Origin of the sequence: Shewanella sp. Choline-02u-19 (assembly GCF_002836205.1) — a bacterium.
In the GTDB taxonomy this organism is placed as follows: Bacteria; Pseudomonadota; Gammaproteobacteria; order Enterobacterales; family Shewanellaceae; genus Shewanella.
Genome location: NZ_PJBE01000013.1, coordinates 212,958 through 225,057, shown reverse-complemented (window position 1 = coordinate 225,057; position 12,100 = coordinate 212,958). Strand labels below are relative to the sequence as shown.

The 12,100-nt window shown below is 42.7% G+C and carries 13 protein-coding genes; 6 read left to right on the top strand and 7 right to left on the bottom strand.

Features of this window, described 5'->3' with window-relative positions; all coding sequences use genetic code 11:
- Positions 1-35: 35 nt before the first annotated feature.
- Positions 36-551: an NUDIX hydrolase gene (locus tag CXF83_RS07815; protein WP_101092674.1), complete on the top strand. Its 516-nt coding sequence runs from the start codon at positions 36-38 to the stop codon at positions 549-551.
- A 71-nt stretch (positions 552-622) separates the two neighbouring features.
- Here the strand turns inward: CXF83_RS07815 and CXF83_RS07810 are convergent, their stop codons facing one another.
- The 4 genes from CXF83_RS07810 to CXF83_RS07795 all read right to left on the bottom strand — a co-directional run bounded on the left by CXF83_RS07810 (position 623) and on the right by CXF83_RS07795 (position 3,797).
- Positions 623-991, bottom strand: a complete 369-nt coding sequence (locus CXF83_RS07810) for a DUF6768 family protein (RefSeq protein WP_101092673.1) — start codon at positions 989-991, stop codon at positions 623-625.
- A 1-nt stretch (position 992) separates the two neighbouring features.
- Positions 993-1,529: an RNA polymerase sigma factor gene (locus CXF83_RS07805; protein WP_101092672.1), complete on the bottom strand. Its 537-nt coding sequence runs from the start codon at positions 1,527-1,529 to the stop codon at positions 993-995.
- Between the two features lie 208 nt (positions 1,530-1,737).
- A complete protein-coding gene (gene gltS, locus CXF83_RS07800) occupies positions 1,738-2,967 on the bottom strand; it encodes a sodium/glutamate symporter (protein ID WP_101092671.1) in 1,230 nt (409 codons plus the stop codon).
- 263 nt (positions 2,968-3,230) lie between these two features.
- Positions 3,231-3,797 (bottom strand): DUF4136 domain-containing protein, encoded by a 567-nt coding sequence (locus CXF83_RS07795; protein ID WP_101092670.1) that lies wholly within the window; start codon positions 3,795-3,797, stop codon positions 3,231-3,233.
- Positions 3,798-3,960: 163 nt separating this feature from the next.
- Between CXF83_RS07795 and CXF83_RS07790 the strand changes: the two genes are divergently transcribed.
- The 4 genes from CXF83_RS07790 to ruvX all read left to right on the top strand — a co-directional run bounded on the left by CXF83_RS07790 (position 3,961) and on the right by ruvX (position 5,787).
- Positions 3,961-4,281 (top strand): hypothetical protein, encoded by a 321-nt coding sequence (locus tag CXF83_RS07790; RefSeq protein ID WP_101092669.1) that lies wholly within the window; start codon positions 3,961-3,963, stop codon positions 4,279-4,281.
- A gap of 141 nt (positions 4,282-4,422) precedes the next feature.
- A complete protein-coding gene (gene yciH, locus CXF83_RS07785) occupies positions 4,423-4,752 on the top strand; it encodes a stress response translation initiation inhibitor YciH (protein WP_101092668.1) in 330 nt (109 codons plus the stop codon).
- A 24-nt stretch (positions 4,753-4,776) separates the two neighbouring features.
- A complete protein-coding gene (locus CXF83_RS07780) occupies positions 4,777-5,337 on the top strand; it encodes a YqgE/AlgH family protein (protein ID WP_101092667.1) in 561 nt (186 codons plus the stop codon).
- A 27-nt stretch (positions 5,338-5,364) separates the two neighbouring features.
- On the top strand, positions 5,365-5,787 hold the full coding sequence (ruvX, locus tag CXF83_RS07775) for a Holliday junction resolvase RuvX (RefSeq protein WP_101092666.1): 423 nt from the start codon (positions 5,365-5,367) through the stop codon (positions 5,785-5,787).
- 116 nt (positions 5,788-5,903) lie between these two features.
- Here the strand turns inward: ruvX and CXF83_RS07770 are convergent, their stop codons facing one another.
- Positions 5,904-6,125: a hypothetical protein gene (locus CXF83_RS07770; protein WP_101092665.1), complete on the bottom strand. Its 222-nt coding sequence runs from the start codon at positions 6,123-6,125 to the stop codon at positions 5,904-5,906.
- A gap of 213 nt (positions 6,126-6,338) precedes the next feature.
- A complete protein-coding gene (locus CXF83_RS07765; RefSeq protein WP_198553527.1) occupies positions 6,339-9,134 on the bottom strand; it encodes a S9 family peptidase in 2,796 nt (931 codons plus the stop codon).
- Between the two features lie 656 nt (positions 9,135-9,790).
- Between CXF83_RS07765 and CXF83_RS07760 the strand changes: the two genes are divergently transcribed.
- Positions 9,791-10,801, top strand: a complete 1,011-nt coding sequence (locus CXF83_RS07760) for an isocitrate dehydrogenase (RefSeq protein ID WP_101092663.1) — start codon at positions 9,791-9,793, stop codon at positions 10,799-10,801.
- A gap of 89 nt (positions 10,802-10,890) precedes the next feature.
- Here the strand turns inward: CXF83_RS07760 and rlmM are convergent, their stop codons facing one another.
- Complete coding sequence (gene rlmM / locus CXF83_RS07755; protein WP_101092662.1) at positions 10,891-11,973, bottom strand: 23S rRNA (cytidine(2498)-2'-O)-methyltransferase RlmM; 1,083 nt, start codon at positions 11,971-11,973, stop codon at positions 10,891-10,893.
- Positions 11,974-12,100: the final 127 nt, after the last annotated feature.

Genomic DNA, 12,100 nt, shown 5'->3' with positions numbered 1-12,100 from the left:
ATTATCGGTATTAGCAACCTAACCCTAAGTGAACTATGCGCCTATTAAAATCCACCATTCACCCCGAACTCGCCTCACTTGAGGGCAAGCGATTCCATCGCCAGGCTGCACGCGGCATTATTCTTGATGGCGAAAATATTCTCATGCTATACACCGAGCGCTATCATGATTACAGCATCCCTGGGGGTGGTGTCGATGAGGGTGAAGATCTGCGCCAAGGGCTAGTGAGAGAGCTTGAAGAGGAGACCGGTGCACAACATATCGATATTTTAAGTGAATTTGGCTGCTATGAAGAGTTTCGACCTTGGTACAAAGATGACTTTGATTTAGTGCATATGGAGTCATATTGCTATGTTTGCACCATTCATCCAGAACTGGGTGAAACTCGACTTGAGCAGCATGAGATCCAAAATGGCATGCGCCCTCTATGGATTAATATTCACCAAGCCATAGCTCACAATGAACATACCATTGCCAACAGTCCTAAAAAAGGCATGTCGATAGAACGTGAGACATACCTGTTAAAACTCATTGTAGAAGAATTGCTTTAGGCTTTGAATAACGGTTCTAAATAGCAATGAAGAACCGTCACCTTAACAGTAAGCGCTTAACTTAAGTCAATTTAGCCTTGATCCCATTTTTCAATCGCCACTTCAAGGCGCTTTATTTCCCGCTGAATGGCGTTACGGTTCATTTCATTGAAGGTCCACATCTTTATCGCTATCTGCATCATACTGCTCAATAACAGTGTCACGCCCCACTTAATTAACGCAGCTTCGCTCTCTACAACGAAAAAGAATTGATAGCCCGACCACAACATTAACCCACTGAGTAACACGGCGATAAAACTCATTAATATCATCCAGCCGCCGAGCCGTCCCTTGTAAGCATCTCCTAGCATCCCAAACAGTGTTGGGTCCTGGCTGCGTGTTGCATTAACTTGCTGTTGTTCTCTTGCCAATTCTTGACGAATTTTTTTGTCGATATTCATATTAGTTCTCCTGCTCTATCTGTTGTTTGAGCATTTTTCTAGCCCGAAATAAACGAGACTTAACGGTGCCTATTGGGACCTCTAGTATTCTTGCAATATCAGTGATGCTAAATTCCTGTAAATAAAACAGGTATAGCACCTGACCTTCTACCTGTGGGATCTGTGCTAATAATGCTTTAAAGCCATCGGTACTATTATTAGCGTTAACCTCATCGCTATCATTCGAAATCGGCGCTACGACCTCAATATTTTCAATGTTTTGATAATGCTTTTGCTGTTTAATTAAATCCAGAACTTGCCAACGTACTAACTTGAACACCCAAGCATTAATCGTGGCTGGGTCCTGAAGTTTATGGATAGTTCTCGACAGCTTTAACAGAGCCTCCTGCACCGCATCTTCAGCCAAATTAACATCCCCTGCCACTTTGACTGCAAAGCCTATCGCGCTCGGATAGAAGTGATGACATAAGGCAGAGAATGACTGCTGACTACCCGCTTGAGTTTCAAGTACCCACAACTCAATTTGCGCTTGCTGCATCGTGTGATCATCTCTCCATTAGCCCATTTGTATTAAAGACGATAGATATTGATAAAAGGTTCATTTAGAAGTTGAGAATAGTCTTTCTAGCTGAACAAGATGAAAAGGTATGACAGGGCTGGTTCTTTGATAACCAGCCAGTGAATAAGAAGCTGTAGGTCTGAAAATAAAAAAGGGAGCAAAAGCTCCCTAATCACATAGCATCAGCTTAGAAATAGACAAATAGATTAATAATCATTGCGTTAATAATGTCGATAAAGAAACCACACACCAACGGTACAATAATAAATGCCCTGTGCGCCGCGCCGTACTGTTGCGTTACCGCCGTCATATTCACAATTGCGGTCGCGGTTGAACCCAAAGTCACCCCGCCAAAACCAGAGCAGATCACTGCGGCCTCGTAGTCTTTGCCCATAAAACGAAACACTACAAAGATAGTAAACACCACCGAGAGGAACACTTGCAGCGTCATAATCACCGAAATGTATAATAAACTTCCCTCAAGTTCCCAGATCTTCAGACTCATCAGCGCCATGGTTAAAAACATACCAAGACAAATATCTTGAATTAACGATAACCCTCGCGAAGCATCTTCAATATAAGTTATGTCTTTGTTCTTACGTCGATTCAATATCACTCGACCTAAATTACCGATGATAATACCTGCAAGAAGACAAGCGACGAACATCGGCAGTTTCAGACCCGCTTCTTGCATCGCAAGATCAATAAAGTAACCGATAATAAGCGTCACGTTTAGCCATAACCAAGCACGTAACACACCAAAATAATCGACCTTCATATGTGCAGTATTATTTTGATGGCTGGCACCAATATCGAGTTCATCGTTATTATTAGCTTTAACTTGATGGCGCTTCATTAAGTAAGCAGCAATCGGACCACCAATAACACACGCTGAAATAAGCCCTAATGTATTTGATGCAATACCGAGTTCACTGGCGTTAACAATCCCTAATTCTTCAACAAACGTCGGCGTCCAAGCCATAGCGGTACCGACACCCCCTATCAATGCGATAGAACCTGACATCAAGCCCGCTTTAGGATCTAAACCAAACAAGGTCGCAACACCAACACCGGTAAAGTTCTGCAGAAATATAAACACGCTAGCTAAGACGATTAAGATGAGTAAGGGTTTTCCGCCCTTTAACAGCGTCGCAAAATCGGCTTTCAGACCAATTCCGGCAAAGAAGTAGAGCAATAAGGTATCTCTAACGGCTAGGTTAAATTCAATCTGAATATCAAATGCGTAATACAGTATCCCCACCGTAGCAGCACAAGCAAAGCCGCCAACGACAGGCTCAGGAATACTGTACTTACGTAATAATTCATAACGAGAGATAATTGCCTTACCAATAAATAAAGCAATAATCGCTAATGTGAAAGACACAAAGTCCTTTATTTCAACTAGTTGTGGTTCCATAAAACAGGTTTCCTCCCAACAAACATTCAAATTCTAGACTATAGATACATCGACTCTCAGGCGAGATAAAGTGCTTTAACAAATGGCTCCTCTAAAAAAGGCGCTTAATACCAAACCTAACACGTTTCAACTTGATAACAATAGCAACCCGCAACAAACCAGTAACACTGACCACTAAATGCAACTTTGACGATTAACCTATCCACTGCTATCCCAAAAAAGACCAAAAAAAACGGCCTTGCGGCCGTTTGTTATTGAGTCTTTTATTTCTCAGGTTGAGGTGGATAGTTTTGCAATAACGCACCAATGGCGATATTAACGACTTCCACTCTCTCTTCTGGCGTATCTTTATCGCGCATAGTGTCAGCCACTGAACCACGCCACACCAACTTGCCTGATTTTGTATCAACGAAGTCTAGAATCAGGGTTCCGACTTCATATTCACGGACCGTAGTTTGAGTATGCCCAACTCCGCCCATTCCACCCCGACCCCAACCAGCGCCATAATAAGGGTTGTAGCCATAATTAGTATTGAAGGTGTCGACATTAATCTTCTTGTCGACTTTAGTGAGGTAGTTCACCAACACATCCGCTTTATCAGCACTAACCATGCTCAGCCCTTTTAGCTGCAGCTGATCATTAACCGCAGCGCGCACACGCTGATCCATTAACCCATCGAGGTGATATGTCGCATCAGCGGTCTTTTTCTCAACCCAAGCATAAGTTTTAACATCAGTAAAATTTACGGCTGGATCATAGTCAGAGCTCGTTTTAAGGGAGCTACAAGCACTCAGTGCTAATGCAACGATAATTACCAATAACTTGTTCATGTTTTCTCCATCCACGCTTAAAGGCGTTCAACATTGTTTAAAGAAGCTTACATAGCAATCTATTAATCTACAACTCAATTTTAGAAAATACTCCGCTTGTTCAGCTTGACTTAAGCCTTCAACTTAATGATAATGATTATCAATTACTTTCTTGGGTTTTATTATGCTTTGGTTTATTGTTGCACTCACGGTTGCGAGTATTATGTTTCTGTTAACCCCAGAAAAAGTGGTTGAGCGGACTGAAAGCACCACCTCATTCTTGGATAAGTTCAGTCAGCATTCACTGCTCGTTTTGCCCGTCACCATATTAACCTGGATGGTAGTGGCCATAATGAGTGCTCCTGTGACACCTTTTGCAGGAACAGCCATCGGCTTTGTACTGACCTCATGCGCCGTAGCGCTACCACAACTGCATAAATATCTGGCCGTCATTGCCAGTTTAACCTTTGGCGCATTACTGATAGAACTGGCGTTATATTTGTAGCTGTCAGTAAGTAAACTCTCTTAGTCGATAACGCGTTTTTTGTACTCGTTATCCGCTGAGATAGATATCCTCTTTTTATCACTCCCGCTTCAACGTCATCTTTGTTAAACTAGCTCAATCAGTAAATCACTAATCATACTTATGAAATCCGATCCTAATGTCTCATTAGTTTATAGCACCGATTGCGGTAGAATCACTGCAGATAAAGCCCCTCAAAGCGCACCTCAGGGTGACGGTATTGTCAGGATCCATAAAGACAGTAAGGGCCGAAAAGGCAAAGGCGTTTCAGTGATTAAAGGGCTAGGCCTGTCAGAGAAAGATCTTAAAGCACTCGCACAAAAATTAAAGAAGCAATGCGGTTGTGGCGGCACGGTTAAAGACTTTTGTGTTGAAGTTCAAACTGATAATAGAGAACAACTTAAAACACTTATCGAAAAGCTAGGTTACACAGTCAAGCTAGCTGGCGGCTAGTCGCTTCTGTACAAAGGATGTTTTATGGATAGCTTACAAAACAATTTACTTATCGCGATGCCTTCTTTAACTGACACTTTTTTCGAGCGCTCACTGATCTACATCTGCGAGCATGATGAAAAAGGTGCCATGGGCATTATGATTAATCGACCGAGCGGCATTGTCGTCGATGAACTTCTGCTGCAGATGGAATTAACCGAAGAGCCACAGCCTGTGACATCGCTAGGGAAAGAGGTTCTCGTCGGTGGGCCCGTTAACCCTGAACGCGGCTTTGTTTTGCATACCCATCAAGATTGTTGGAGCAACAGTGAGCAAATTACGGATTCGTTGATGTTAACGACCTCACAAGATGTTCTCAGCTGTTTAGGTTCCGATAAAGCACCTGAAAAGTTTGTTATCGCACTGGGTTATGCCGGCTGGACACGAGGTCAATTAGAGCAAGAGCTCGCCGACAACGTGTGGTTATCGGTTCCTGCAACACCCGCTCTTTTGTTTGATGTTGAACATGAACTCCGCTGGCAGCAAGCAGCAGAATCTTTAGGTTTTGATATCTGGCAACTGTCTAATTTAGCAGGACACGCTTAAGCTGTAACCACAGTAATGGAATGTAATATGAGTTATCAGAGTGTATTAGGGTTTGATTACGGTACAAAAAGTATCGGCATTGCTATTGGGCAAGAGATCACAGCAAGCGCACGTCCGTTAATGTCAATAAAAGCCGTTGACGGTATTCCTAAGTGGGAAGAAATTGGCAAGATTATCACCGAATGGCAACCAGACCTTATCGTCGTAGGCTTGCCACTCAATATGGACGGTACAGAGCAAGAAATCACACTTAGAGCCAAGAAATTTGGCAATCGACTCAATGGTCGTTTCGGTATAAAAGTAGTGACTCAAGATGAGCGATTAACAACAGCCGATGCCAAAGCAAGGCTGTTCGAGATGGGTGGCTATAAAGCGTTAACTAAAGGACAAGTCGATGCGATGTCTGCTGTGCTCATTATCGAAAGTTATTTTGAGAACCAGCATGGCTAGAGTCATTCATCGCTAGCCACCGAATTAACAGTCATCAAACTCAAATTAATCAAAGTAAAAAGCAGCTCATTAGCTGCTTTTTTCATGGGATAACCGGTATTAAACACACATTACAGTTACTCTTTTGTGTTAGGTTCTTTGTCTTTTTGGCTCTCTTCTTGCTGCTTCAGCAACAACTCAAGCTTTTCTTTTTCCTGCTGCGCCTTTATCTGTTCCTGAGTTACTTTATTTTCCCACTCTGGCTCCCCTTCCAATGGTGCTTTGGCATTAACAGACATAGACAGGACTAACAGACATGAGGCGCTGATAACATGACTCAAGAATATGACATTTTTCATTATTACTTCCCTGTAGTTTAGAGCGACGTCCTGAAGCTCTTTATTCTGACTTGCCTTATAAACATATCAGGCTTTGCAAGAAAATCAATAACTCCAACTACACCATTTCTTATCGTGCATTCGATTTATCGCCTATGGTTGATGTAGACTCGATAAGGCATAAAAAATGCCGAGATAGTTAACTATCTCGGCATTATTATTCAGGGTTAATCACTAGCCAGCTTTTTTATACTCAGTATAAGCTTCACCTTCGGTTAACCATTTTGGCGCGGGCTTACCCTTTAGGTAGTGATCAAAATATTCCATCATGCGAATACTATAATCGAGCTTATTTGGGTATTTTTTAAGATGATGTGGTTCATCTTGGTATTGAAGCAACACCACATCTTTTCCGGCACGGCGCATCGCCAGATACATTTCAATCCCTTGCTCCCAAGGTACCGCATCATCTTTATCACCAAACATAATCATCATCGGCGTTTTAATGCGCTCAACGTAAAATACCGGTGAATTTTCAATATACTTCTGTGGCGACTTAAATAAACTCTCACCAATTCGGCTTTGGCCAGTTTCATACTGGAACTGTCTCGCTAAACCACTACCATGACGAATACCACTATAAGCACTTGTCATATTCGTCACTGGAGCACCGGCTACCGCCGCTTTAAAGATATTGGTTTTAGTCACTGCAAATGCGGTTTGATACCCCCCCCATGAGTGACCTTGGATCCCGACAGCTTGCGGATCCGCAACGCCCATATCAATCAGATGCTGTACGCCTGAGGTTAATGCTTGCACTGAAGAATCACCTGGATAACCCACTTCAAAACGGATATCAGGTAGGAAAATGGCATAACCATTATCAGCAAACCAAGCAAAGTTAGGGCGATGGTTAATTTTCATTTGTGGGAACGCATGCAATCTATCACTCATAAAGCGATAGAAATAAACGAGCACAGGATAACGTTGCCCTTCGACATAGTTGGTTGGCTTAATCAGCACACCATCTAACGGTTTTCCATCGCCATTGGTCCAATGAACCAACTCCGATTTACCCCAGTTAAATGCACGCTTCTGTTTATCAAGATCAGTTTGACGAGTCGCCTTTTGTGGCGATTCGTACTGTGCAGTATAAAGATCAGGGAACAGATCATATCTCTCTTTAGAGAATACAATCGTCTTGGCATCTTCACTGCGTGCAAGCACCTTCAACTTATAATCGCCAGCGATCAGCTTCGTCACACCCGCAGTGCCAACCTGAGCTTGATAAAAGCCATCACCTTTACTGATTTCACTGTAACCTTGCAGCAGCACTTGTGCATTATTAGCTAGAACGCTTGGGTAACCTTTATCATCAACTAAGCCCTCTAGACGATATTGGATCCCCGCTTTACGCCCTTTGCCCGCCGTTAAATTAAAGGCCTCATAAGAGAGCGTGTTCAACTGCCAGATATCATATTTATCATAGATTAACAGGCCTGAATCATCTGCAATCCAAGGACCAAAACCATAACCGGGTGCATTAGATGGATAATCGTGATCTTCATCAGCAAAAGAAACGTCTAAGTTTTTAGTGATATTGATGCGTCTGTCATTGGCGACTTCATACAGGAAAACATTTCCTTGCTGGTAGTAAGCAACAAACTTTTCGTTTGGTGATAATTCAGGTTCCGCATCGCTGCTTTGCTGGGTTAACACCGGGATTTTATGCCCCGTATTTAAATCTACCAGATAAAAGTCTCGATAAAATCCCGCCCAGGTGATCATCTTTCGATATGGCAGGTCTGAGCTTGCGAGTACAAAACGAGTCTGTTGTTCAACTTCCATGTCGGGTACTTGAAGATCGGCAAGCTGAACCAAATTGTTCCCAGCCACGTGTAACACGGCAAGATACGTGCGTTTCAGCTCTTTCTTATACTGTTTTACTTCATGAGGTTTTATACGTGGGTCATCACCGTGCCAAACACGTAATTCTCTCTCGCCAGTAATGATATCTTGATTATACAGGTCAGCTTCTTTTTCAACTTTTGCCAATTCAATTTGTTGACTAACTTGTGGCACGCGGCCAAAAAACAAGCGCTGACTATCATCCGAGAAACGCAGTGTTGCGTATCGATTCAAAGTCCATTCTTTCGACGTTGGTGTTGGCGTGACTTTTCCAGACGCGATATTGAATAGAGATAATCGATATTCTCGTCCAAAAGGCGCTTGTCGAGCATCACCCGCTGTGAAACCTAAATACTGTCCATCATCACTCAATGCCACTGAGCCCAGCTGTTGCTGTTTCAAACGGTGTACTATTTTGGCGGTATTGTCAGCCAATGACACCAGTCTCAGTTCGTGCTTATCAACAGCGAAATTATTAATGGCTAATGCAAAGTGTTTACCTGACTTATCAAAATTGAACGCGGTTACATCTTTAAACGTTATGGATTTCAAATTACTAAGCGACACAAGCTCAACAGTGGTGCCTTTATCATAGTCATCGACTTTGCTGTCTTTTTTACTCGTTTTAGGCTTATCTTTTGCTTTAGCGTCTTTTTTCTTATCTTCCGCTTCATACCAAATGGCAATATGTGAGCCCGTTTCGTTGAATTTAAACGATTTAACACGTTCATAACGAAGCTCAACGCCAGTGCTAGTATCAACTAACACCATTCCTGACTTTAATTTCTTCTTCTCTTTCGCTGACGCCATTTCAGACGCGAGTAAAGGCACTTTATCAACAAAGGCGACGTAACGACCGTCATGACTCACCTTTGGCTTAGTGCCGCCTTTTACACTAAACTCTTTTTTAGTGCTGAGGTTTTTAACGAGGCCACGGCTATCGCCTCTATCCGGAGAGACTTCTACTGCCAGTGTTTTCCCCGTATCAGAGATAACCGGTTTACTAAGCGATTCAAATCGCATTATATCATCGGGAGTAATAGGAGAGGCAGCAGCAAGCAAACTTGCAGGCAATAAACTCGCTGTAAATAACAGCAATGATTTACTCGGTAATAACGTCAAGGTCTTCCTCATTATTATATTGATATTGGGAGCGATTACTCTTTCGAGTTTAGTTTTTGTTCGTCTCTTTATGATAAAAAATAATGGTTTTAGTACATCATTCACTACCCATTTCTGTCATAAAAGAATAACGGCGTTGAAACGAGCCCGTAGGGCCGCACTTCTTGTTAATTTTCGTGGTGTTGTGGGCCATTGTGGAAAACGACGAAACGACCTAGCCTTCGCCTTGCCAAAATAGCCAATAAACAGCGATAAAGACAACCATGAAAGGTAAACAGCCCTTAGACTAAAGTAGACTTTTTTAACCTTTAACGATCAATCATCCTCATAAGCAGTGATTTATGCAAGTTACCCTACAGAAAAAAACGTGAGATTGCTCACTAAATCCTGTGAAAAGTGTTTAAAAGTGTTTAAAATACGTCGCACATAAAGAAAATAATACTAAGGCATGTTGTTCTTCCTTTTTAGGAAGCTGTTGCCCTTGAATAAATGCTGGAGCTATATAGAGGTTATTGAGTCCAAATGGGCCTCAATCGCTGATAAAGCCAGCATTTCTTCAAGTGCAGCATTTACAAACAACACGCTTTAATTCACTTACTGTGTCTTACGACATGGTCAGACAATTGCAGTAACGCCGCAGCGCGGTAGGACTATCCATGACAAAAAGAACTATAACCGTAATCCCAGGTGATGGGATTGGCCCAAGCATTATCGATGCAGCGATTAAAATTCTCGATAAAGCGGGTTGTAACTTTGAGTATGAATTTGCTGATGCAGGTTTAGTTGCTCTCGAAAAGCACGGTGAGCTATTACCTCAACGCACGTTAGATTTGATTGAGAAAAACCGTATTACGTTAAAAGGCCCTCTAACAACGCCAGTGGGTGAAGGCTTTACCTCTATTAACGTCAGCCTACGTAAGCAATTTAGCTTATATGCCAACGTTCGCCCTGTACTGTCTTTTAAAGGTACTCAAGCACGTTATGACAACATCGATATCATTACTGTTCGTGAAAATACCGAAGGTATGTATTCAGGTTTAGGCCAAACTGTTTCTGATGATGGTGCAACAGCTGAAGCCACAAGTATTATTACCCGTAAAGGTGCTGAGCAAATTAGCACTTTCGCTTATGAACTCGCACGTAAAGAGAACCGTAAAAAGGTCACTATCGTTCATAAAGCTAATATTATGAAATCGACTTCAGGTCTATTCTTGAAAGTGGCACGTGAAGTTAGCTTGCGTTACCCAGACATCACCACTGAAGAGATGATTGTCGATGCAACTTGCATGAAACTCGTGATGAACCCAGAGATCTTTGACGTTATTGTTACCACTAACTTGTTTGGTGATATCTTGTCAGATCTTTGTGCAGGTCTTGTGGGTGGTCTAGGTATGGCTCCTGGCGCAAACATTGGTAAAGATGCCGCTATCTTTGAAGCTGTACATGGCAGTGCGCCGGATATTGCTGGTAAGAACCTAGCAAACCCAACATCGGTGGTCCTAGCGTCTATCCAAATGCTTGAGTACTTAGGCATGTCAGATAAAGCAGAGCTTATCCGTAGCGCAATCACTGCTGTAATTGCAGAAGGCGACCGTACGACTCGCGATCTCGGTGGTACTCACGGTACAACTGACTTCACACAAGCGGTTATCGAACGTCTTTCATAAATAGACTTTTCATGCGCACCGCGCACTAAAAAGGCCCCAAGTGTTAAACACTTGGGGCCTTTTTTATTAAGCAAACTAAACAAAATTAGTTACGAAGGTTGGGCCGGCTTTAGGCACAAATGCACGGTGACTTCGTCACGGTCATGATAAAGATGCTTAGCTGCAATACTAAAATCTTTAATACCATTCTCTTTCAAAATATCTGCCATCGTTGCCAATATCGTCGACACTTCTTTATAACGCGTCTTCATTGGCAACTTTAAGTTAAATATTGCTTCCTTAAACCAACCGTTAATCGCCCAAGCTTCAACGAGCTCTGCAACACGTGCTGGCTTTTCAATCATATCGCAAACCAACCAAGAGATGTTCTTTCTCGGAGGTTCAAAACGGAAACCATCGGCTTGATAATGCTTTACCTGGCCTGTTTCCATTAATTTTTCATCCATTGCGCCGTTATCAACAGCAGCAACGAACATACCACGCCTGACAAGTTGATAAGTCCAGCCACCAGGGCAAGCACCTAAATCAACCGCTCTCATACCACTACTAAGACGAGTCTCATGCTCTTCTTTAGGAATAAAGTGAATAAAGGCTTCATCTAGCTTTAAGGTAGAACGGCTTGGCGCATCGGCTGCTACCTTAAGACGCGGGATCCCCATAAAATAAGGAGAACTATTATTACTTAACGACAAACCAACATAGGCTTGTCCTGGTCCGACAAAACAGACATGGATTATAGGCCGTTTAGGATTTTCTTTGTCCAGTAAGGTACCCGACTTTCTCAGCGCCTGTCTTAATGGCACCGTAAACTTACGGCAGAAATTAGACAGCTCTTTTGCTTCGTTAGTATCAGGCGTTTCAACGCGTAGTTCACCCGCGTACTGGATGCCAGCTAAGGCCTCAACAATCGGCGAGATACGGTCTTGCTCTGGTAATCCCTTCAACAGTGCTTTGGCGGCAAACATCTGTCTTGCAAAAATCAATGAATCCAAACTGATCTTCTTCGCCAGTATTTCAGCATCGCCCGCTTGGAAGCACTGAAAAATAACATAGGCATCATTGGTGTTGGTTTTAACAAATCCACCAATATCGTGCTCTGCAGCACGCACTTGGATCTCTGCCGCGCAATCTTTCTCATAACCAGCACGGCAAAATAAAAATAGGTTTATCATTGAATTTCCTGAAGATAACAAATAAAAATAGCGGCCAACAAAGTTGCTGCCCGCTATTTTACACTTTTACGGCCCACTAGTGTACTGCCAGTGTGCTAATGCTTAACGGCCGTCGATTTTTCAGTGC